Genomic DNA, 22,118 nt, shown 5'->3' with positions numbered 1-22,118 from the left:
CGCAGTACGTGGCTTGCGGAACGCGAACGGCCCGCCGGTTTCCCGGCGGGCCGTTCGGTGGTCGGATCAGGCCGCGACGCGATCCTTCTTGTCCTCACCGGAGGCGGGCGCGGGGAGCTCACGCACCTCGGCCTCGGCGAAACCGGGGCGGGCCGTACCGGCGAAGGCGACCAGCCAGGACGCCACCGCGGCGAAGCGGTTGCGGAAGCCGACCAGATACATCAGGTGCACGGCCAGCCACATCGCCCAGGCGATGGTGCCGCGGAAGGTGATGCGCTCGTTGAGCTTCACCACGGCGCTGAACCGGCTGATCACCGCCATGCTGCCCTTGTCCCAGTAGACGAACGGCGTGCCTGCGTCCTTCTTGCCGCGAATGATGTCGGCGGCGTGACGCCCCTCCTGCATGGCCACCGGCGACTGGCCGGGGTAGCCGTTGAGCGAGGTCATGTCGCCGATGGCGTAGATGTCGGCGTGCCCACCGACGGTCAGGTCGGGGTTGATCAGGATGCGGCCCGCGCGGTCGGTCTCGGCACCGGTGGCCTCGGCCAGCAGCGTCGCGAAGCCACCGGCCTGCACACCCGCCGACCACACGACGGTCTCGGCGGCGATACCGCGCTCGATGCCCTCCTTGTCGCGGACGGTCACCTTGCCCTCAGCGATGTCGGTGACGAAGGTGCCGAGCAGCACCTGCACGCCGCTACCCTCGAGCGAACGCTTGGCGTACTCCGAGAGGCCACCGCCGAACGGCGGGAGCACCGCGTCGGCACCCTCCACCAGGGTGACCGAAACCTTCTGGTGGAAGTGCCTCTTCGCGAGTTCCTTGATCTGGCCCGCCACCTCGACGCCGGTCGCGCCCGCACCGACCACCACGAAGCTGAGCAGCTTGCGCTTGGTCGCCTCGTCGGCGTGCTCGGCCTTGGCGAAGACGGTGGCGATCTGGTCGCGCAGCCGTTCGGCGTCGTCGATGGTCTTGAGCGAGAAGGTCTTGTCGGCGAAGTCGTCGCGGCCGAAGTAGCTCTGGCTGGCGCCGGTGGCCGCGATCAGCGAGCCGTAGCGGATCTGGCGGGTGCCCTCGGCGGTCTCGTAGGTGAGCACGGCGGCGTCGGCGTCGATGCCGGTGACCTTACCCAGGCGGACGTCGGCCTCGGGGTGGCGGCGCAGTACGTTCTTGATCGGCGGGGCGATCTCGTCGGAGTCGAGTACGCCGGTCGCCACCTGATACAGCAGCGGCTGGAACAGGTGCTCCGGGGTGCTCGAGATCAACACGAAGTTGATTCGCGACTTGGCCAGCTGCTTGGCTGCGGCAAGTCCGCCGAAGCCCGAGCCGACGATGACGACATCGGTGTGTTCCATGATCGCGCGCTCTCCAAGATCGGTAATGAATCCTTTCCTATGAGTAAACGCGATGCGGAACGCAAACGTTTCCCCCGCGTGGGCGCATAATGAAGATGACTCTTATCTGCATAACTAATATATGGGAGGTCAGCAGGTGGAACTACGTCAACTTTCGTACTTCGTGGCGGTGTGCGAGGAGCTCAGTTTCAGCCGCGCGGCCAGCCGCTGCTTCATCTCCCAGTCGGCCATCAGCCACCAGATCGCGCGCCTGGAACGCGACCTCGGCGCCCAGCTTTTCGAACGGACGACCCGGGCCGTGGTGCCCACGGAAGCGACGCTGCGGCTGCTCCCCCTGGCCAAGCAGATGCTGAGTCTCGAGTCGGCGATCCGGGCGGCCGTGCGCACCACCGGGCCGCGAATTCGGTTGGCCGCCAACATGTCTTTCGCGGCGCCGTCGCTGTCCGCGATCGCCACCGCGCGGGCCGCGCACCCCGACGCCGAGATCGAGTACGTCATCAAACCGTTCCGTCAGCGGATCACCGCCGTCGCCGACGGTGACTGTGATCTGGCGTTGATCCGCGGGAGCGTGGAGCAGCCCGGTCTGGCCGTGGAACAGCTGTGGGTGGAGGACCTCGTGATCGCCATCTCGAGCAGTCACCCGCTCGCCGAGCGCGGTGCTGTCACCCTGGCCGAACTCAGCCCCTACCCCCTGCTGCTCCCCCCGGAACAGGAGCAGGTGTTGTTGCACACACTCATCCGCTCGGCCTTCGCCGACCTCCCCACCGGGCCCACCTTCGGCCCTCCGATCCCTCCCGACCACACAGCGACCATGGAGCTACTCAACCGGCCCGAGTCCTGGACGATCCTCTACGAAGGACCCACCAAGGGCCTGCTCACCCTCGACCTCACCGACCACCGGCTGCGCATTCCGGTGTCGGCGGTGCTGCGGGAGGATGCCCGCGAGAATCCGATCGTCAAGACGCTGCTGGATGCGCTGCACCACTGAGGAGGTAGGTGGCGTGCCGGGTAGTCGATCAGGTTCGCCGGATACGCCTGGGCGGTCGGTCTTGTCGCGGCGGCGTCGCGCCTCCGTTGCCATCGGGGAGCCGACGTCCGCGCAGCACGTGTTGGGCCGCAATTACCACTGATTGGTAAGCATCCTTGCGGTAGGGGATCCAGCGGCTCCTGGCGGTAGCGGATCCAGTGGCCGAGAGGTCAGCAGACTGTCCCGCGACCGGGTGTTCGTCTGGGCGTGAGTTCCGCCAAGGCGTGGGCGACCGAGGTGTGTAGATCGCGCATTTCCGGATCGTCGTCCTCGACAGCCCAGGTGAGTTCCTCCACGGTGCGGACCAGGGCCCACCCGCGGGCGCGTTCGGGGTCCACGTCCAGTGCCGCTGCTGTGGCCGCTATTACCGTGTCGGCATGCTCGGAGGTCGGGTTGGACTGGGCCTGGATCATCAGCAGGAAACCCGCGTCGAAGGACGCTTCGCCCACGCACGGTTTCGGGTCGATCAGGAGCCACGGTTCACGTTCGGCGGCAACGATATTGCCGAGGTGGGTGTCGCGGTTGACGATCAACAGTGGACCGTCCGGCTCGCTCAGTGTGTCGCACCAGCGCTCCGCCAGCGTCCGTAGAGACGGTGAGATGTGTTGCGCCACAGCCGGGTCGGTGAGCCGGGTGCGGAGGCCGTCTATGAGGTCGGTCGCGGCGGGGAAGACCGGAAAGCCATCGGGGACGGCAGGCGCTGGTCGTCGCAGCCTGCGATACAGCTCGCATGCGGTCTTCACCTTCGGCGCGTTCTCCGGTCGTCCCTCGAGGCTCGGGAAGCCGGGCTGGGTGAGCAATTCTGTTCCAGGGAAGGCCCCTTCGAGCAACATCGCACCGCTGCCGAGGTCGAATTCGAGCAGCCGGACCGCACCGTCACCGTCGTAGGCGTACAAAGCGGTCGCTTCGGCGACGTTCTCCTCGTCGACCATCGGCACCTTCAGTACGGCCCGCCGTCCGTCCTCACGTCGGACTCCGGCCACGTAGGCGTGCGTTCCGCCGCCGAACGGTGCGGTGAACTCACTGAGCCCCCACCTCGCGGCCAACCCGGCCACGACATCCGGCAACTCGTCGATCCACCGCGCACCCGCCGCACCGAACACCGCACGGACCGTCTCCTCGACCGCCGACGGCAACTCCACAGACAATCCACCCGGCACCATCAGCCCACCCTGCCGACACCGACTCCTGCCGTCAATCGACTTCCTACGCCCTCGACAGACCACCGCCGAACCTGACAGCCTTCCGAATATGACGGATCCGCTCACGCCCGACTTCCCATCCGGCTACGAAGTCTCCACCGACTCCGCCCGCATCGACGCAGCACGCGTCCACGCCTGGCTGTCCACCGACTCGTACTGGGCGAAAGGCAGAACGCGGGAGAAGCAGGACAGCGCGATGGCCGGTTCTCTCAATTTCGGTGTCTACGACAACGTTTCGGGCGAGCAGGTGGCCTACGCCCGAGTCGTCACCGACCGTGCCACCTTCGCCTGGCTCTGCGACGTGTACGTCGACCGTTCGGTGCGTGGCAAGGGCCTCGGCACCGCCCTGGCGACCTCCGTCCGCGACCACCTCGCCCCCTACGGCCTGCGCCGCATCATGCTCGCCACCCACGACGCCCACGGCGTGTACGAGAAACTCGGCTTCGAGCCATTGAGCAACCCGGAGCACTGGATGGCCCTCGGCGCCCAGTGAGGTCAGAATTGCAGCGCGGACCAAGGGATCTCGATCGGAAAGGGATACGACATCGAGATCGGTTCGGTGCCACCGTTCACCCACTGCCCGACCAGCCGGTAGTCGACCGGACACAACGGGCGCACCCCGTCCGGCAGATGAGAATGTCCGGTATCGAGCCCATACGCAGCGACGACCGCGATCTCACCCACCTCCGGCTCCAAGGTGACTTCCCAATACCAGGGGATACCAGCCTGCGCATACGTCGCCCGCTTCGCCCGTTGTAGGGCGGGCGTATTCGATCTCACCGGCAACCTCATCGGGTAGCTCGGCCAGCTCCTCCCATGTCATGCGTTCAGGCAGGTCGGGGCGCTGCGTTCGGCAAAGGACATGTCGAAATAGTAGCGCTGAACGCCGAACGGCCCGGCTCTCCGCGAGAAGAAGCCGGGCCGTTCGGTTACGACGCGAAGCGAATCAGCCCTTGTGGGACTTGACGGCGTCGGTCAGCTGCGGGGCGACGTTGAACAGGTCGCCCACGATGCCGTAGTCGGCGATCTCGAAGATGGGAGCCTCTTCGTCCTTGTTGACCGCGACGATGGTCTTCGAGGTCTGCATGCCCGCGCGGTGCTGGATGGCACCGGAGATGCCGAGGGCGATGTAGAGCTGCGGGGAGACCGTCTTACCGGTCTGACCCACCTGGAACTGGCCCGGGTAGTAGCCCGAGTCGACGGCGGCACGCGAGGCACCGACGGCGGCACCGAGCGAGTCGGCCAGCGCCTCGACGACCGAGAAGTTGTCGGCGGAACCGACACCGCGACCACCGGAGACGACGATGCTCGCCTCGGTGAGCTCCGGACGGTCACCGGCGACGACCGGCTCACGGGAGACGACCTTGACGACGCCCTCTTCCTGGGCGGGCACGGCCACGGCGACCTGCTCACCGGCGCCGGCCTGCGGGGCGGCCTCGATGGAGCCGGGGCGCACCGAGATCACCGGCACATCGCCGGTGGCCTTGGCGTCGACGGTGAACGCGCCACCGAAGATGGAGTGCACGGCCGAACCGTCACCGTTGACGCCGATGACGTCGACGAGCAGACCGGAGCCGATGCGCGCGGCGAGGCGGCCCGACACCTCCTTGCCCTCGGCGGTGGCGGCGACGATCACGGCGGCGGGGGCGGCGGACTCGACCAGCGAGGCGAGCACGTCGACCTTCGGGGTGACCAGGAAGCTCTCGATCTCGTCGGACTCGGCGACGTAGATCTTCTCGGCGCCCGCGGCGGCCAGGGCGGCGGCCAGCTTGTCGGCGGTGCCGGGGGCACCGGTCACGACGGCGGCCGGGGTGCCCAGGGCGCGTGCGGCGGTGAGCAGTTCGGTGCTGACCTTCTTGACGGCACCGTCGGCGTGCTCGACGAGCACAAGTACTTCAGCCATTGTTCTTTCTCCTAGGGAAGTTCTCGGACGGTCCGGATCAGATGATCTTCTGGCCGATGAGGTAGGTGGCGATCTGCTTGCCGCCCTCGCCCTCGTCCGCGATCTTCTCGCCCGCGGTGCGAGCGGGCTTCGGGGTGGCGGCGGTGACCGCGGTGCCCGCGTTGGCAACACCGACGGTCGACGGGTCGATGCCCAGGTCGGCGAGGGTGAAGACCTGAACTTCCTTCTTCTTCGCGGCCATGATGCCCTTGAAGGACGGGAAGCGCGGCTCGTTGATCTTCTCGTTCACCGAGACGATCGCGGGCAGGGTGGCCTCGAGCTTGAACACACCCTCGTCGGTCTCGCGCTCGCCGGTGATCTTGTCGCCGTCGACGGTGAGCTTGCGCAGGTGGGTGAGCTGCGGGATGCCGAGGTACTCGGCGATGATCGCCGGGACCGCACCCGCGCGGCCGTCGGTGGACTCGTTGCCCGCGATGACCAGCTCGACGCCCTCGACCTGGCCGAGCGCACCGGCGAGCACCCAGGCGGTCTGCACCGCGTCGGAGCCGTGGATGGCCGGGTCGTTGATGTGGATGGCCTTGTCGGCACCCATGGACAGCGCCTTGCGGATGGCCTCGGTGGCGCGATCCGGACCGGCGGCCAGCACGGTGACCTCGCCGCCCTGGGCCTCCTTGATCAGCAGCGCTTCCTCGACGGCGCGCTCGTTGATCTCGTCGAGGACGGCGTCGGCGGCCTCACGGTCGAGGGTGTAGTCACCATCGGTCAGCTTGCGCTCGGACCAGGTGTCGGGGACCTGCTTGATGAGTACGACGATGTTCGGCATCGGTCTTCGTCGACCTCCTTCTGGGTTACACGTGAGTGGTGGGCCGCACGAGCTGGGCCGTACGTCCGTGTGGGTGCTCAGAGGGGAACAGTACCCTACGCTAAGTTACCGGTGGGTAACCTACTTGCGCAACAGGTCCCTGGCTCCGGAGCGGACCATCGGTACCAGTAACGTCGAGGCCATGAGCGAGGCTGTGATCCCTGCCGCACCGGTGGACGCAACACATGACCCACTGCCGCTGACCGGTGAGCGGACGGTGCCGGGTATCGCCGAGGAGAACTACTGGTTCCGTCGGCACGAGATCGCCTACGCCCGGCTGCTGGCGCACTGCACCGGCAAGACCGTGCTCGAGGCGGGCTCGGGCGAGGGCTACGGCGCGGACATGATCGCCGGGGTCGCCCAGCGGGTGATCGGCGTGGACTACGACGAGGGCGCCGTCGCGCACGTACGCGCGCGCTACCCGCGCGTGGAGATGATCCAGGGCAATCTCGCCGACCTCCCGCTCGACGACGAATCGGTCGATGTGGTGGTGAACTTCCAGGTCATCGAGCATCTGTGGGACCAGGCGCAGTTCCTGCGCGAATGCCTGCGCGTGCTGCGTCCGGGCGGTCGGCTGCTGATCAGCACCCCGAACCGCATCACCTTCTCCCCCGGTCGCGACACCCCGCTCAACCCGTTCCACACGCGCGAACTCAATGCGGCCGAGCTCACCGAACTGCTGGTCGAGGCCGGTTTCACGGTGTCGGCGATGCTCGGCGTGCACCACGGCGACGCCCTGAAGGCGTTGGACGCCAAGCACGGTGGGTCGTTCATCGACGCCCAGATCGAGCGTGCCCTCGCCGGTGAGCCGTGGCCCGCCGACCTCACCGCCGACGTCGCGGCCGTCACCATCGACGATTTCGACCTGCGTGAAGGCGATATCGATGCCAGCCTCGACCTGGTCGCGATCGCCGAGAAGGCAAGGCGTTGACCGACTCTCGCTCCGTGCCGGGCCAGTTCACGCTCGTCCTGCACTCGCATCTGCCCTGGCTGGCCCATCACGGGCGCTGGCCGGTGGGTGAGGAATGGCTGTACCAGTCCTGGGCCGCGTCCTACCTTCCCCTGGTCCGGGTGCTGAAGAACCTTGCCGCCGAAGGACGTTCACACCTGCTGAGCCTGGGGATCACCCCGGTGCTCGCCGCCCAGCTCGACGACCCGCACTGCCTGGCGGGCATGCATCACTGGCTCGGCAACTGGCAGTTGCGTGCCGACGAAGCATCCATGGCGGGCAATGTGGCGCTCGGCAGGCACGAACATCGGCTCGCCGCAACGGCTCTCGCCGATTTCGAGCAGGACTGGCGCCACGGCAGCGCGCCGGTCTGGCGTTCGCTGATCGACGCCGACGCCATCGAACTGCTCGGCGGTCCGCTCGCCCACCCCTTCCAGCCGCTGCTCGACCCGCGCCTGCGCCAGTACCAGCTCACCGAGGGACTGGCCGACGCGCGGTTGCGCTGGGGCACCACCCCCACCGGGATCTGGGCCCCGGAGTGCGGTTACACGCCGGGCATGGAACTCGGTTACGACGCCGCCGGTGTGACGCATTTCATGGTCGACGGCCCGTCGCTGCGCGGCGACACCAGCCTCGGCAGGCCGGTGCGCGACGCCGACGTGGTCGCCTTCGGTCGTGATCTGCAGGTGAGTTACCGCGTGTGGTCGCCCAAACAGGGTTATCCGGGGCAGAGCGCGTATCGCGATTTCCACCACTACGACCACGCGACGGGACTCAAGCCGTCGCGGGTCACCGGCAAAACGGTGGCCGGTCCTGACAAGGCCCCTTACGATCCCGAACTCGCCGCCGAAGCCGTCACCCGCGATGTCGCCGACTTCGTCGAGACCGTGCGCGCGCGGCTGATCGAGGAGTCCGATCGGATCGGCAGGCCCGCGCTCGTGGTCGCCGCGTTCGACACCGAACTGTTCGGCCACTGGTGGCACGAGGGACCGCAGTGGCTCGAGCAGGTGCTGCGCGCGCTGCCCGAAGCCGGGGTCACCGTCGGCACGCTCGCCGATGCCCGGGCGAACGGGTTCGTCGGTGAACCCGTGCAGCTCAACGACTCGTCATGGGGTTCCGGCAAGGACTGGCGGGTGTGGGCGGGCGATCAGGTGGCCGACCTCGTCGAGCTCAATGCCGACGTGGTTCGGCTGACCCTGGACACCCTCGACAAGCTGCGCCGCGACGGTGCGCTGCGCGATCCGGTGGCCGATCAATTGCTGCGTGAAGCGATCCTCACGGTGTCCAGCGACTGGGCGTTCATGGTCAGCAAGGACTCCGCCGCGGGCTACGCGCGCGACCGCGCCCACGAACACGCACACGCAGTGCGGGAACTGGCCGAGGCGATCGGTGCCGGTCAGTTCGCCAAAGCGACCCGTCTCGCGGCAGGATGGAGCGCGGCCGACGGACTCTTCCCAGGTCTGGACGCACGGCGGTTGCCGACCGCCGTCCCGTCGGTCGCCGAAGGATCGTCATGAAGATTTTGATGGTGTCGTGGGAGTACCCGCCGGTCGTGGTCGGTGGGCTCGGTCGGCATGTGCATCACCTTGCCGTCGAACTGGCCGCGGCCGGGCACGAAGTGGTCGTGCTCGCGCGCAGGCCGACCGGCACCGATTCGCTCACCCATCCGACCCACTCCTATATCGCCGACGGTGTGCTCGTCGTCGCGGTCGCCGAGGACCCGCCGTGCTTCGACTTCGGCGAGGACATGCTCGCCTGGACGCTGGCCATGGGGCACGCGATGGTGCGCGCCGGCGTCGCCCTCGGCAAACCCGGCGTCGGTGACGGCTGGACACCCGATGTGGTGCACGCCCACGACTGGCTCGTCGCCCACCCGGCGATCGCGCTGGCCGAGTTCTACGACGTGCCGCTGGTGTCGACCATTCACGCCACCGAGGCCGGGCGCCACAGCGGCTGGGTGTCGGGGCGGGTGAACCGGCAGGTGCACTCCGTGGAGTGGTGGCTCGCCAACGAATCCGATCAGCTCATCACCTGTTCGACGTCCATGCAGGACGAAGTGGAGCGGCTCTACGGACCCGAACTTCCCCCGATCACGGTGATCCGCAACGGCATCGACGTCACGTCGTGGACGTTCCGGCCGCGCGCACCCCGCTCCGGACCGCCCCGACTGCTGTATGTGGGCAGGCTCGAGTACGAGAAAGGTGTGCAGGACGCGATCGCCGCGCTGCCGCGCATCCGCCGCGCGCACCCGGGCACCACGCTCACTGTCGCCGGTGTCGGCACCCAGTTCGATTGGCTGCGGGAACGTGCGAGAGTGCACCGGGTGGCACGCGCGGTGAACTTCGTCGGCAATCTCGGCCACACCGAGCTGCTCGGCTGGTTGCACGGCGCCGACGCGATCGTCCTGCCCAGCCGCTACGAACCGTTCGGCATCGTCGCCCTGGAAGCGGCCGCCGCGGGCGTGCCCCTGATCGCCTCCACCGCAGGCGGACTCGGCGAAGCGGTGATCGACGGCGTCACCGGCGCCTCCTTCGCCCCCGCCGACATCGACGGCCTGGTCGACGCCACCCGCGCCGTCCTCGACGACCCGCTCACCGCCCAGGACCGCGCCTACACCGCCCGCGAACGCCTCACCGCCGACTTCGCCTGGGACGTGGTTGCCGCCGAAACCACCCAGGTCTACACCACGGCCAAGCGCCGGGTCCGCACACCTCTCGGCCGGCCCACCATCCCCGAACGTCCTCTCCCGGAACGGGATCCGAAGTAGCACCTCGCTTCGACGCACAGGTACGCCCACCGGCATTCAATGCGTTGACAATCTAAACGTGAGCTGTGTAACAGTTCCGGGTTCGCGGCCGACACCCTTCGGCCACCGCTGAATCGCGGTGTGCGGCAAGGGGGTCGGCGGCCGGTCGGCCGTATTCGCCTTGCGGTGATCGTCGTGCCGAGCCTCGAAGGGTGAGCTGCTGTGTCGTCTCCGCTGTTGTCCAAGGGCCAGAACATCGCATTGCCGACGGATGTCGAACGCGTCGACATCGTCATCGGCTGGCCCGAGCCGACTGTCGAGCTCGATGCCTCGGCGCTCTTACTCGGCGCCGACCGCCGCGTCGCCTCCGACGCCGATTTCGTCTTCTACAACCAGCCCGAATCGCCCGACGGGTCGGTCGGATTCCTCGGAACGAGCGTGACGGACGAAGGTCGGCAGGCCAGGATTTCGATCGATCTCTCCGCACTTCCCGCAGGCATCCACACCGTCGCGCTGGCGGGCAGTGTCGGCACCGGCACCTTCGGAGCACTCGGCAAACTCGCCCTGCACGTGATCGATGCGGCGGGCCGCTCCCTCGCCGAATACGTGACCGCTGATGCCGACACCGAGTCGGCCTTCGTCTTCGGCGAGATCTACCGCCGGGAAGGCGTCTGGAAGGTGCGCGCGGTCGGGCAAGGCTGGGAATCCGGACTTGCCGGTCTGGCAACGGATTTCGGGGTGTCGATCGACGACGGCGAACCAGCGGCAGAACCGGTTCACGACCTGCCCGCGACCACTGTCACCGAGCCCGCGCCCACCGCCGCGCCCGCACGCGGTGTCCGCACTGCCAAGCGACCGGTGCGCAAGTCGAAGCCCATCGAGTTCCGCCAGGCCGAATCCGACGCCTGGCAACCCGCCCGGCTGTTCTCCGTCTTCGGTATCGGCGCAGGCGAGGAACAGGAACGACGCACCACCTCGGCGCTCGTCGCGACGATGCAGGCCGTGCGACCCTTCGCCCGGGCAGTCTGCGCGAGGATGGGAGCGCCGGTCGGTGCCTTCGAGGGCTATATCGAGGTGCAGTACGAGGCAGGCGATTCGACGGTGGTGCCTGATGCCGTGCTGCGGGTGAGCCGGGGCAGCAAGCAGTGGACCGGGCTGCTCGAGGTGAAGACCGGGAACGGCAAGCTCAGGAAAGAGCAGCTCGAGAGCTATCTCGATGTCGCACGGCGCCGCAAGTACGACGTCGTGGTCAGCCTGTCCAACGACATCCCCGCCGGTCCGGGCGAACTGCCGGTCCAGGTCGACCGCCGCAAACTGACGAAGGTGGCCCTGCGGCACCTGTCGTGGGCGGAGGTGGCGCACGAGGCACGCATGTTGCTCTCGCACGGCAGTATCGACGACCCGCTGCAGACCTGGATCCTCGGCGAGTTCCTGCGTTACCTCGACCATCCCCGTTCCGGTGCGGCGGAATTCGTCGACATGGGCAGGCACTGGGTCGTCGTGCGGGACGCGGTCATGGCGGGCACATTGCGCGCGGGCGATCAGAAGGCGCTGACCGTCGCCGATACCTGGGTCTCGCTGTGCAGGCATCTCGCGCTGCGGCTCACCGCCGAACTCGGGGTCGAGGTCAAACACATTCTGCCGCGCAAGTTCCACACCGATCCGCTCGCTCGGGCCGCGGCCGTCGCCGAACGGTTGGCCGCCGACGGCTGCTTCGAGGCGGTGCTGCGCATCCCCGACACCGTCGGCGATCTCACGGTGGTTGCCGACGTGCGCACCAACAAGGTGCGCTGCCGCATCGCGATGGCCGCCCCCGACGAAGGCACCTCGGCGCGCCGGGTGTCCTGGTTGATCAAGCAGCTCGCCGAGGCACCGGGCCGGGTGCAGGTGGAGGCCGTGTTCTCCGAACGCGGCACCGAGAGCTGCGAACTGCTCGACGTCGTGCGGGCGAACCCGAAGTCGCTCACCGAGGGACGAACCGGCTCGATCGTGTCGTTCACACTCGAACAGAGCTTCCCGATGGGCAACCGACGCGCCGGAACCGCGGCGAGCTTCATCTCGAGCGTCACCTCCGCGACGGACACCTTCTACGGCACGGTGGTTCAGCCGCTGCGCGAATGGGTTCCCGCCGCGCCACGGCAAGCCGATATCGGCCAGTCCGAGGCTTGACCCGACGTCGTCGAACCCGCTGTCACGCCGGGTGTATTCCACCCCCGTGGTAGCGGGTCGCGGCGTTCCAGAGGAAGAAGCCGTCTATGCCTGCGGCTCGGGTGGCATCGATTTGGGCCTGGACCTCGGCGTCGTTGTAGGTGACGCCGAGGGAGAAGTCCTGGAGCCACGGGATCACGCCTGCGTTGGTGCCCTTGGTCTGGGTGATGAAGTCCTGGAGGGAGCGGTAGACGATGTCGTAGGGCTGGGCGTTGGGATTGGCGACGCCGTATTCGCCGGGGTTCCAGTGGGAGGGGTAGATCATGGGGGCGACGAAGTCGACGTGGCGGGCGATGAGGGGGATGTCCTGGGCGATCTGGTCGGGGCGGGTGGAGGCGATGCCGTAGACGGCGGCGCTCTGGTGGGCACCCGCGCTGTTCACCGGGTGCCTGCTCTCGGCGAGGAAGGCCGCGATCGCCACCGACGGCGTGTCGGTGAGACCGGTGAAAGTCATGCTCGTGAGGCTGCCGTCGGGGCGGCGCACGTAGTCGTACATGATGCCGTCGAACCCGAGCCGCGCGCCTTCCACGGCCAGATCGATGTTGTAGCGGCGCACGTCGGGATGGGCGAAATTGGTGAAGGCGATCGGCCCGTAATGGCTGGAATACGGCTGGCCGGAGGGGTTCTGGACCACCCAGTCGTGGCGTCCGCTGTGCCACGCCCACGACGCGAGAGTCGGGTCACGGAACGCGACGATGCGCCCGACCACCTGCACACCCATGTCGTGCAACTGCCGAAGCGCGGCGGGCGCGTCGTAGATCGTCGTGGCGGCGCCGGACTCACGGGCGAGCGGCACCTGCGAGTCGTAGCCCACGACTCCGTCCTCGTCCTTGATGTCGAGCTGCACGGTATCGATGCGTCCCTGGCGTGCCAGGTCGAGGACCGATTCACGCAGCCCGTCGTGCGACCAGGCGTGCGCGGTGACGTGCACCGCCCGCATCCTCGGCAGGGTCCGCGCGGTGACGACGGTGCTGCTGGCCGCGTTGCCCTCGTCGTCGGCCGCGACCACTTCGAAGGCGGGCGCCCACGGCACCGCGAACTCGAAGGAACCGTCTTCGGCGGGTGTCACCGATTCCGCGCCGATGGATACCCGCACGGCGTCGACGGCGGTGCCGCGCACCACCACCGGTGACCGGTAGGACTTCACCGGTTCGGCGGGGTTCACGGTCAGGGTCGGTGGTGTGGTGTCGGCGAGCGGCACCACGGCCGATCTACTCAAGGCGAATCCGGCCACGAGAGCGACGACGACAATCGCGAGACCGACTCCGACGACGGTGCTCGTCCACCGCCACCGGACGGCCGAACGGAATGAGAACCCCAACGCCAACACCGCCTTCCAATACTGTTGACACGCCAACTATTTCGCGGTTCCGACACGGATGTGGCGGGTATCGGTAGATCAACTGTAAACCGAGGCCGCCGCGTAATATCGCATTGATGACAGGTGGTTCTCCTGCTCTTTCGCGACTTCTGCCGATCCTCGCGCTGACCGCCGCACTCGCGGCGTGTACGGACACGAGCACCGAGGCGGCCTCGGTCGATCCACCCGCCGCCCACAGCACCACGGCGGCACCGCCTGACCCGGCCGAAGTCGGCGCCAACGAGCTCGGTCTCGTGCCGGTGTTGATGTATCACCAGATCTCGGCGAACCCGGCGGGCGAATACGACCAGACCCCAGCCGAATTCCGCGACGAACTCGAGCGCCTCTACCGCGAGGGCTACCGCCCGGTGACCGCCGCCGACTACGTGTCCGGCCGCCTCGACCTCCCCGCGGGCACCCACCCGGTGATCCTCACCTTCGACGACTCGACCACCAGTCAGCTCGCCTTCACCGACTCCGGTGCCGTGACCCCGGACAGCGCGGCGGGCATCCTCGCCGAATTCGGCGCCCGCTACCCGGATTTCCGGCCGGTCGCCACCTTCTACGTGAACAACGAACCGTTCCAGGGCGATCCGCGCGCCCTGCCCTGGCTGGCGGCCAACGGCCACGAGATCGGCGCCCACACGGCCACGCACCCCAATCTGTCGACGCTGGACGACAACAGCGTGCAACGCGAGTTCGCCGAGAACGTGCGCGCGGTGACGGCCGCCGCGCCCGGCACCACCGTGCGGACGATGGCACTACCCCTCGGCATCCACCCCGACCGCCGATCCCTGACCACAGCGGGCAGCTGGGACGGCACCACCTACACCTTCGACGCCGTGATGCTCGTCGGCTCGAATCCGGCCCCGGCGCCCTACGCCGGGCTCGATCCGGCCGGTGTGCCACGCATCCGGTCCGGCCGCGGTGCGGTGCCCTTCGATTCGGCCCATTGGCTCGATCACCTCGCCGCCAACCCCGGCCAGCGCTACACCGCCGACGGCGACCCCGCGCGCGTCTCGTTCCCCCGCGCTCTCGCGGGCGAGCTGAACCCCCGCTTCGCCGCGCAGGCGAACCCGTACTGAGCTACGCGTCCGGGGTGAAGGTGAAGATCTCGCCGAGACGGGTGGCGACGACGACCTGGCCCTCGGGTCCGATCGACGTGCCGGTGGTGGTCCCGGTGGCGTTCGGCAGCGGATCGGAGTCGATCGTGGTGCCGGTGGCGGTGTCGAAGGTGATGAGGTTCAGGCCCGCGCCGATGGCGGCGACCGTGTAGCCGATCTCGCCCGAGGTCAGGGCCGGGGTGCCGCGCTGGGCCAGGTCCTTGCGTTCCCAGGCGCGGTCGGCGCGGTCGCCGTGATCGCGGATGGCGGCCAGGTAGCCGTCGTCGCCGGACGGGAGGATCAGGTCGTCGACCAGGGCGATGCGGCCGCGCGGGGTCCAGCCGAGCGCGTGGGTCCAGCGGGTGCTGCCGTCCTCGGTGTTCACCGCGATCAAACGGCCGCTGTTGTCGCCGACGTACACGGTGGCGCCGTCGGCCGACAGGGCCGGGCTGGTCGCGCTGCCCTCGGTGAGCATGTCGGCGCTCCACAGCTGCGTGACGGTGCCGTCGGCGTAGGACATCGCCCGCAGCGAGGCCATCGGCTTGCCCGGTTCCCAGACGGTGACGAAGAAGCGGCCGGTCTCGGGGTCGACGGCGGTGGTGTTGGCGACCGCGCAGCGCGGGCCGCCGATCTGGCAGTCGTCGAGGCCGTCGCCGGAGGCTGGGCGGGTCAGGCCGGGGTACTTCAGGAAGTCGGGTTCGCCGAGCAGCTGCAGGGTGGGCACCTCGCGTTCGCCGGTCTGGCGGCTGAGCACGTCGACCTGGCCGGACTGGGTCACCGTGAGCACGCGGCCGTCACCGGTGAACTGGATCGCCACCGGCACCCCGGCCACGGGGGTGCGCCAGCGCGGCTGACCCAGGTAGTTGAACGAATTCACCGCGCCGTCGTCGCCGACGTAGACGTTGTTGATGCCGTCGACCACGGTGGGCGCCTCGATCGTCGACGGGCCGAGTGGGTTGCAGAAGCGTTTGCGCCCTGTCTGCATCTGATATGAGAACACCGCGCAGTTGCCGGTGCTGGTGGTGACGAACAACTGACCCTCGCCGCCGATCGTCACGGGCTGGGCGATCGGCCCACCCACCGGCCGCGACCAGCTCAACGTCATCGCCGACGCACCGCTCACCGGGCTCGCGGCGCTGTTGCGGCCGTCGTGATGGGCTGCGGGCCAACCCTTTCCGGAGCCGACGGTGATGTCGTCCACATCGGTGCCGCAACCGGCCAGCGCCACCACACCGGCGGCAGCGAGCGAGGCGGCGACGCGAGTCCGAGTTCGCACCTGCTGATCTCCTGGGTAATCGGGCCGAGGATCGGGGTATGGCACGGTAAGTGTGCCCTGCGAAAGTACTCTGTGTACCCGATGACCGAATCCCCGGGGCTCACCCGGTGGACGCCGTCGAGGTCGGAAGAGGGAGAGTAGTTCGTGACGAGCATGTGGGGCGCACCGCTGAGCGCGCGCTGGCGTGGATCACGCCGCCGCGATCCGCAGCAGGCGCGTTTTCTGACCAGGGATTCGTTGCGCTGGGTGCTCGCCAATCGCGCCTACACCCCCTGGTACCTGGTGCGTTATTACCGCCTGCTCAAATTCCGGCTCACCAATCCGCACATCGTGCTGCGCGGAATGGTATTTCTCGGGCGGAATGTGGAAATCCACGCCACCCCTGAATTGGCGCGCATGGAAATCGGGCGCTGGGTGCATATCGGCGACGGCAACGCCATCCGCTGCCACGAGGGTTCGCTGCGGATCGGCGACAAGGTGGTGTTCGGCAAGGACAACGTGGTCAACACCTACCTCGACATCGAGATCGGTGAGTCGACGCTGGTCGCCGACTGGTGCTACATCTGCGACTTCGACCACAAGATGGACGACATCACCCTGCCCATCAAGGACCAGGGCATCGTGAAGAGCCCCGTGCGGATCGGCCCCGACACCTGGATCGCCGCGAAGGTGACCGTGCTGCGCGACACCCGGGTGGGCCGCGGCTGCGTGCTCGGCGCGCACGCGGTGGTGCGCGGCGACGTTCCGGACTACAGCATCGCCGTCGGGGCGCCCGCCAAGGTCGTGAAGAACCGCAAGGTGGCCTGGGACGCCGGCGCCGCCGAACGAGAGGCCTACCTGGCGGCGCTGGCCGATATCGAACGGAAGAAGAACGCGGGCGCACAAGCCTGAACGACACTCCGCCGACAGGCCCGTTCCTGTCGGTGGCGGTCGGTACCGTCGCGACGTGGACAGTTATGCGGCGCTGCTGCGCGGGATCATGCCGACCAATCCAAACATGCGCAACGAGAAGCTGCGCGGGGTGTTCGAAGGGCTCGGTTTCGAGGGCGTCGCGACGGTGCTGAGCAGCGGCAACGTGGTGTTCCGCACCGACGACGCCCGCGACGATCTCGAGGACCGCATCCAGCAGGCGCTCGCGACCGAACTCGGCATCCCCGGCGGCACCATCGTGCGCAGCCACCCCGAACTGCGTGCGCTGCTCGATCGCGACCCGTTCGAGGGCCTCACCCACGAACGCGGTTCCTATCTCACCGTCACCTTCTTCAAACACACCATGCGGGAAGCCGATACGTCAGCCTTCGCCGACGACCCGCTCACCCGCGTCATCGGCTACGACCCCGCCGCACGCGCGTTCCTCACCGTGATAGACAACAGCACCGGCAAGACACCAGATTTCATGGCCCGGCTGGAGAAGACCTACGGCAAGGACATCACCACCCGCACCTGGCTCACCGTGCAGCGCGTGGTGAAGAAGATGGAAGCCTGAACTCGGGCGTCAGGAAACCTGAGCGGCCTGCGCGGTGCAGAGGAAAACTGTTGCGTTGCGGCCTATTCGCGTGACGACCAAGGTGAAGGGCCGGTTGCCGCGCAGTTTGAGCTTCTTACGCAAGGCATCCGGGTCGATGTCGACGCCTCGGACCAGGATCTCGAGGGCACCGCAGTCGCGGCGGGCCAGTTCCTGACGGAGCGTCTTCTCGCGTAGGTCGAAGCGGTCTTCGATGCGGAAGCCGCGCATTCCGGTGGGTACCGTGTCACCGGTCAGGTAGGCGATCTGCGGATCCAGTTGCCAGAGACCGTGTTTCGCGGCGTAGTGGCGGACGAGGCCCGCGCGGACGACGGCGCCGTCGGGGTCGATGACCCACTCGCCGGGTGCGCGTTCGGGGATTTCGTCGGGGTCGGTGTCGGTGAGAGTTGTTGCGCCACCACGAGAATCGAGGACAGTGGCGCGGCGGGTGATGCCGGGGGCGGTGAGGCCGGGTGACCAGAGGCAGGCTTCACGGACGGCACCGTCGAGGGACACGATCTCGACCTCGCCGTCCCAGCCGAGCCGGTCGAAGTCCAGACCGGGCGCCGACTTCACGGCGATGTCGCGGCCCGCGTAGGCGGCGAGCAGGTCGGGCAGCGGGGGTTGGAGTTTAGCGGGGTCGTAGGTTCGGCGGCCGTCGGCGCGGCGGGCCGGGTCGGCGATGATCACGGAGTCGCGGGTGGTGGGGGTCAGCGCATCAGCCTTGGCCAGCAAGATGTTTCGGGTCGCAGAGGCCACCGCAGTGCCGCCGACAGCCTGTCGCCCGTCTCCCACACCGGAACCCGTTCCGGCTGCAGCTCCCGAACACGACGGCGTGATCGCGCCGGAGAACCCGGCCGACAGCGGCGCGACACCGAGATTGTGGGCGGCCATCGCCAGTCGCACGTCATCGAGATCGCTCCCGACAACCGCCGGGCACACCGCCGCGAGTTCGGCCAGCTCGGCACCGATCGAGCACGTCACGTCGTGCACGGCACGACCGGCCAACCGCGCGGCCCGATGCCGGGCGACGAGTGCGGGGGTGGCTTGTTGCAGCGCGTCGTCGGTGAACAGCCACTCCCCCGCCGCGGGCAGCTTCGTGAGAGCCTTGCGCCGCAACCGCACGGTCTCGATCAAGGCCGCACCGTGCTCGGGAAACGAGCGACGCACCTGCTCGATATCGCGCAGGTGCGTCGCCGCCGTCAGCTCCAGCCGGTCGACCTCGGCGAGCGCGGCACGTCCCGCCGCGCTGCCGAGGAAGGCGACATCGTCGCGGCCGAAGCGGTATCCCACCTACTTCTGCGCCGCGCCCGGCTTCACGCCGGTGATCATCGCGTTGTAGAAGAACTCGCGCGGAACCACCTTGCGCAGCACGTTCTCGTCGAGCCAGCTCAGGCCGAGCCAGGCACGGTACTGGGCCATGCGGTACCCGACGGTCAGCTTCTCGTCGGGGACGGCCGCCTCGAAGGTACGCACGGGCCAGCCCCACAGGGCGGCGGCGAATTCCTCGGTGGTGGCCTTCACGTCGACGGCACCGGCCGACTTCGCCATCTTCTCCAGGTCGCTGGGGTCGAAGGTGTGCAGGTCGACGACGGCCTCGAGCGCGGCGGCGCGCGACGACTCGTCCAGCTCGGTCTGCGGGCGACGCCACCCGGACAGGAACGGCAGCTTGGTGATCTCGGTGGTCACCTTCCAGGTCACCTGGCCGAGCTTGCGGGCGTAGAAGTTGCCGACGGTGGTCGGTTCACCGGCGAACACGAAGCGCCCGCCCGGCTTGAGCACGCGCAGGCATTCCTTCAGCGCCAGCTCCACATCCGGGATGTGGTGCAGCACCGCGTGCCCGCACACCAGGTCGAAGGTGTCGTCCTCGTAGGGGATGGTCTCGGCGTCGGCGACGCGGCCGTCCACGTCCAGGCCGAGGTGCTCGGCGTTGCGCAGCGCCACCTTCACCATGCCCGGCGAGAGGTCGGTGACCGAACCGGTCTTGGCCACCCCACCCTGCATCAGGTTGAGCAGGAAGAACCCCGTGCCACAACCGAGTTCGAGCGCCCGCTCGTACGGCAGCGGGGCTGGGCCGACCGCCAGGTCGAACCGGCCGCGGGCATAGTCGATACAGCGCTCGTCGTAGGAGATCGACCACTTGTCGTCGTAGGTCTCGGCTTCCCAGTCGTGGTACAGAACCTGGGCGAGCTTGGTGTCCTTCAGCGCTGCTTCGACCTCGGCCTCGGTGGCGTGCGGGTTCGGCGCCGGATCATCGGGGTGAACCGTCATAACACGCAAGAGTAATAGGAGACCCTCAGCACGCAATCGCCGGTCTTGTTTCGCGCCATTCCTGCTGGTCGACTGACCGGTCCAGAGTCAGCGTCCGGTGAAAACGGCGCTGTTCGGGCCGTCGGCGGCGAAGGATCGGGTGCCGGTTCGGGTGTCGTCGGTGTCGAAGAGGGCCGACCACTCGGTGACGGCCGTGGAGTGGGCGTGCGGGCCCGCTTCGAAGACGGCTTTGGCGGCGGCGAGGGCGCGAGGGGCGGCGGTGACGAACTGGTCGGCCCAGCGGCGGGCGGCGGTGAGAACGTCGTCCGGGGGGACCACTTCGTCGACCAGGCCGAGTGTCGCGGCTTCCTCGGCGTCGACGAAACGGCCGGTGTAGACGAGGTCCTTGGCGCGGCTCTGGCCGATCAGCAGCGAGAGCCTGCGGATGCCGGACAGCGGGATCAGGCCCGCCTTGATCTGAGGGAAGCCGAGCTTCACGTTGTCGCCGACGATGCGGTGGTCGGCGCCGAGCGCCAGCTCGAGGCCCGCACCGAGGCAGTAACCGGCAATGGCGGCCACGGTCGGCTGTGGCACGCGGGTAAGGCAGCCGAGGGCGGCCTGCAGGTCGGCGGCCATGGCGGCGGCCTGGCCGGAGTCGAGCTCGGCGAGTTCACGCATCTCGTCGCCCGCGCTGAACACCCGCTCGTCGCCGTAGACGATCAGGGCGGCCACCCCCGGATGGTCGGCGACCGTCCGCGCGGCCGCCGCGACCTCGCGGGCCAGCTGGGCGTCGACGAGGTTCAGCGGCGGACGATCGATGCGCAGCAGCGCGACGCCGCGAGCGGAGGGCTCGGCGGGCAGCTCCAGGGTGACGAATTCGGCCATGTCGCCAAACCTACCGGCCGCGCAGGGCGTCCACGTCCGGGAGCTGGTCGAAATACCGTTCGTTGTCGGGGAAGTCCGACAGCGGGCGACCGTCGGCGCCCGGGGCGTACCTGGGCATGATCGGGGTGATGGCCCGGTCGGCCGCCAGCACGGCGGTGGTGTCGGCGAACTCGCACAGGGCGTCGAGTTGCGACCAGGTGGGCGGCATCAGCACGTGCTCGCCCGCACGCCAGCTCTCGAGCGCCTCGACCGGGGTCTGCCAGCGCACGTGCGCAGCTTCGGAGGTCGCACCGTCGGCGATCTGCCCCTCCGGCAGCACCGCCACGAAGAACCGGGTGTCGTAGCGGCGCGGTTCGGCCTCGGGCGTGATCCAGTTCGACCACGGCCGCAGCAGATCGGCGCGCAGCACCAGCCCCTCGGCTTCCAGGAATCCCGCGAGGGAGATCTCGCGACGTTCCAGCTTCCCGCGTGCCTCCCGGTAGACGGTCGAATCGCCGACCACGGTGTCGGCGGTCGGACCGGCGAGGAGCACACCGCACTCCTCGAACGTCTCGCGCACGGCGGCGGCGACCAAGGCCTGCGCGGACTGCTCGTTGGTGCCGAAACGCTGCGCCCACCAGGCGGGTTCAGGTCCGGTCCAGGCGATGTCGGCGGTGCCGTCGGCCGGATCCACCCCACCGCCCGGGAACACGGTGACCCCCGCCGCGAACGCCATCCCGCTCACCCGCTGCTGCAGGAAAACCTCGATGCCCCGCGCTCCGTCGCGCACCAGCATCACCGTCGACGCATCCCGCGCCCGCACCACGGACTCACTCATAGCCGTTCCTCTCCACGACCAGCACCATTGCCGATCGACACGCGTCAGACCCCGACCACACCGCACGGCCGGTCCCCGATCCTTACGCACCCTAACCGTTGCTTGGTTCGTGATGCGACCGACCGGTCCACCCACCGGTCCTCCCTGAGCAACCGACACGAAGCCACCCTCACCACCGGGTCCGCTCCCAACAACAGCCCAAACCCGCCCCCGGTGCGCCACCTACCAGGCTCCTCAGCCCCCGGCACCACTCGCTTCCGCCGCCTGCCGGTCTCCCAGCCCACAAGGCACCACCCGAGTCCGCCACCCACCGGTCTCCCAGCCCACAAGGCACCACCCGAGTCCGCCACCCACCGGTCTCCCAGCCCACAAAGCACCACCCGAGTCCGCCGCCTGCCGGTCTCCCAGCCAAAGCGGCATCACCCGAGTCCGCCGCCTACCGCACTCCCAGCCACACGGCATCACCCGAGTCCGCCACCTACCGCACTCCCAGCCAAAGCGGCACCACCCGAGTCCGCCGCCTGCCGCACTCCCAGCCAAAGCGGCACCACCCGAGTCCGCCACCTACCGCACACCCAGCCACACGGCACCACTCAAGTCCGCCATGACCGCACTCCCAGCCCCGCACGACCCGACCTCGAGGAGGGTCCGCCGCGAAGCGGCGCAGCGGCCC

General features: G+C 68.6%; 20 protein-coding genes. 9 read left to right on the top strand and 11 right to left on the bottom strand.

The window, feature by feature from the left end:
• Window positions 1–66: 66 nt before the first annotated feature.
• On the bottom strand, window positions 67–1,353 hold the full coding sequence (locus HYG95_RS14590) for an NAD(P)/FAD-dependent oxidoreductase (RefSeq protein WP_181698489.1): 1,287 nt from the start codon (window positions 1,351–1,353) through the stop codon (window positions 67–69).
• A gap of 136 nt (window positions 1,354–1,489) precedes the next feature.
• Here HYG95_RS14590 and HYG95_RS14585 point away from each other — a divergent pair, with 136 nt between their 5' ends.
• On the top strand, window positions 1,490–2,341 hold the full coding sequence (locus tag HYG95_RS14585) for a LysR family transcriptional regulator (RefSeq protein WP_181698539.1): 852 nt from the start codon (window positions 1,490–1,492) through the stop codon (window positions 2,339–2,341).
• A 209-nt stretch (window positions 2,342–2,550) separates the two neighbouring features.
• Here HYG95_RS14585 and HYG95_RS14580 read toward each other — a convergent pair whose 3' ends face one another.
• Entirely contained in the window at window positions 2,551–3,522 is a 972-nt protein-coding gene (locus tag HYG95_RS14580) for an aminoglycoside phosphotransferase family protein (protein ID WP_370465797.1), read from the bottom strand.
• 109 nt (window positions 3,523–3,631) lie between these two features.
• Between HYG95_RS14580 and HYG95_RS14575 the strand changes: the two genes are divergently transcribed.
• Entirely contained in the window at window positions 3,632–4,075 is a 444-nt protein-coding gene (locus HYG95_RS14575; protein WP_181698488.1) for a GNAT family N-acetyltransferase, read from the top strand.
• 2 nt (window positions 4,076–4,077) lie between these two features.
• On the opposite strand, the gene HYG95_RS14570 is transcribed toward HYG95_RS14575, so the two are convergent.
• The 3 genes from HYG95_RS14570 to HYG95_RS14560 all read right to left on the bottom strand — a co-directional run bounded on the left by HYG95_RS14570 (window position 4,078) and on the right by HYG95_RS14560 (window position 6,308).
• On the bottom strand, window positions 4,078–4,266 hold the full coding sequence (locus HYG95_RS14570) for a hypothetical protein (RefSeq protein WP_181698487.1): 189 nt from the start codon (window positions 4,264–4,266) through the stop codon (window positions 4,078–4,080).
• Between the two features lie 262 nt (window positions 4,267–4,528).
• Window positions 4,529–5,485 (bottom strand): electron transfer flavoprotein subunit alpha/FixB family protein, encoded by a 957-nt coding sequence (locus tag HYG95_RS14565; protein ID WP_181698486.1) that lies wholly within the window; start codon window positions 5,483–5,485, stop codon window positions 4,529–4,531.
• Between the two features lie 37 nt (window positions 5,486–5,522).
• Complete coding sequence (locus HYG95_RS14560; protein WP_181698485.1) at window positions 5,523–6,308, bottom strand: electron transfer flavoprotein subunit beta/FixA family protein; 786 nt, start codon at window positions 6,306–6,308, stop codon at window positions 5,523–5,525.
• 181 nt (window positions 6,309–6,489) lie between these two features.
• On the opposite strand from HYG95_RS14560, the gene HYG95_RS14555 reads away from it, so the two are divergent.
• The 4 genes from HYG95_RS14555 (at window position 6,490) to HYG95_RS14540 (ending at window position 12,211) form a co-directional block, all read left to right on the top strand.
• A complete protein-coding gene (locus HYG95_RS14555; protein WP_181698484.1) occupies window positions 6,490–7,278 on the top strand; it encodes a bifunctional 2-polyprenyl-6-hydroxyphenol methylase/3-demethylubiquinol 3-O-methyltransferase UbiG in 789 nt (262 codons plus the stop codon).
• Window positions 7,275–8,813, top strand: a complete 1,539-nt coding sequence (locus HYG95_RS14550) for a glycoside hydrolase family 57 protein (RefSeq protein ID WP_181698483.1) — start codon at window positions 7,275–7,277, stop codon at window positions 8,811–8,813. Before HYG95_RS14555 ends, HYG95_RS14550 begins: the two co-directional genes overlap by 4 nt.
• Window positions 8,810–10,063 (top strand): glycosyltransferase family 4 protein, encoded by a 1,254-nt coding sequence (locus HYG95_RS14545; protein WP_181698482.1) that lies wholly within the window; start codon window positions 8,810–8,812, stop codon window positions 10,061–10,063. The genes HYG95_RS14550 and HYG95_RS14545 overlap by 4 nt, the downstream gene beginning before the upstream one ends.
• 201 nt (window positions 10,064–10,264) lie before the next feature.
• Window positions 10,265–12,211, top strand: a complete 1,947-nt coding sequence (locus tag HYG95_RS14540; protein WP_181698481.1) for a TerD family protein — start codon at window positions 10,265–10,267, stop codon at window positions 12,209–12,211.
• Window positions 12,212–12,233: 22 nt separating this feature from the next.
• Here HYG95_RS14540 and HYG95_RS14535 read toward each other — a convergent pair whose 3' ends face one another.
• Entirely contained in the window at window positions 12,234–13,469 is a 1,236-nt protein-coding gene (locus HYG95_RS14535) for a putative glycoside hydrolase (RefSeq protein WP_255495347.1), read from the bottom strand.
• Window positions 13,470–13,687: 218 nt separating this feature from the next.
• Here HYG95_RS14535 and HYG95_RS14530 point away from each other — a divergent pair, with 218 nt between their 5' ends.
• On the top strand, window positions 13,688–14,695 hold the full coding sequence (locus HYG95_RS14530) for a polysaccharide deacetylase family protein (protein WP_181698480.1): 1,008 nt from the start codon (window positions 13,688–13,690) through the stop codon (window positions 14,693–14,695).
• A gap of 1 nt (window position 14,696) precedes the next feature.
• Here the strand turns inward: HYG95_RS14530 and HYG95_RS14525 are convergent, their stop codons facing one another.
• A complete protein-coding gene (locus HYG95_RS14525) occupies window positions 14,697–15,989 on the bottom strand; it encodes a PQQ-binding-like beta-propeller repeat protein (RefSeq protein WP_181698479.1) in 1,293 nt (430 codons plus the stop codon).
• Window positions 15,990–16,142: 153 nt separating this feature from the next.
• On the opposite strand from HYG95_RS14525, the gene HYG95_RS14520 reads away from it, so the two are divergent.
• Both HYG95_RS14520 and HYG95_RS14515 read left to right on the top strand, forming a co-directional pair.
• On the top strand, window positions 16,143–16,880 hold the full coding sequence (locus tag HYG95_RS14520) for an acyltransferase (protein ID WP_181698536.1): 738 nt from the start codon (window positions 16,143–16,145) through the stop codon (window positions 16,878–16,880).
• Between the two features lie 55 nt (window positions 16,881–16,935).
• Window positions 16,936–17,475, top strand: coding sequence for a DUF1697 domain-containing protein (locus HYG95_RS14515; RefSeq protein WP_181698478.1), 540 nt, complete (start codon window positions 16,936–16,938; stop codon window positions 17,473–17,475).
• A gap of 9 nt (window positions 17,476–17,484) precedes the next feature.
• Here the strand turns inward: HYG95_RS14515 and HYG95_RS14510 are convergent, their stop codons facing one another.
• The 4 genes from HYG95_RS14510 to HYG95_RS14495 form a co-directional block, all read right to left on the bottom strand.
• Window positions 17,485–18,786: a class I SAM-dependent methyltransferase gene (locus HYG95_RS14510; protein WP_181698477.1), complete on the bottom strand. Its 1,302-nt coding sequence runs from the start codon at window positions 18,784–18,786 to the stop codon at window positions 17,485–17,487.
• Window positions 18,787–19,764: a class I SAM-dependent methyltransferase gene (locus HYG95_RS14505; RefSeq protein ID WP_181698476.1), complete on the bottom strand. Its 978-nt coding sequence runs from the start codon at window positions 19,762–19,764 to the stop codon at window positions 18,787–18,789.
• 87 nt (window positions 19,765–19,851) lie between these two features.
• Window positions 19,852–20,628: an enoyl-CoA hydratase-related protein gene (locus tag HYG95_RS14500; RefSeq protein ID WP_181698475.1), complete on the bottom strand. Its 777-nt coding sequence runs from the start codon at window positions 20,626–20,628 to the stop codon at window positions 19,852–19,854.
• Between the two features lie 10 nt (window positions 20,629–20,638).
• Window positions 20,639–21,445 (bottom strand): NUDIX domain-containing protein, encoded by an 807-nt coding sequence (locus HYG95_RS14495; RefSeq protein ID WP_181698474.1) that lies wholly within the window; start codon window positions 21,443–21,445, stop codon window positions 20,639–20,641.
• Between the last annotated feature and the right edge of the window lie 673 nt (window positions 21,446–22,118).

Source organism: Nocardia sp. GTS18, from assembly GCF_013839555.1.
GTDB classification, from domain to species: domain Bacteria; phylum Actinomycetota; class Actinomycetes; order Mycobacteriales; family Mycobacteriaceae; genus Nocardia; species Nocardia rosealba.
This window is presented reverse-complemented; position numbering and strand designations above follow the sequence as displayed.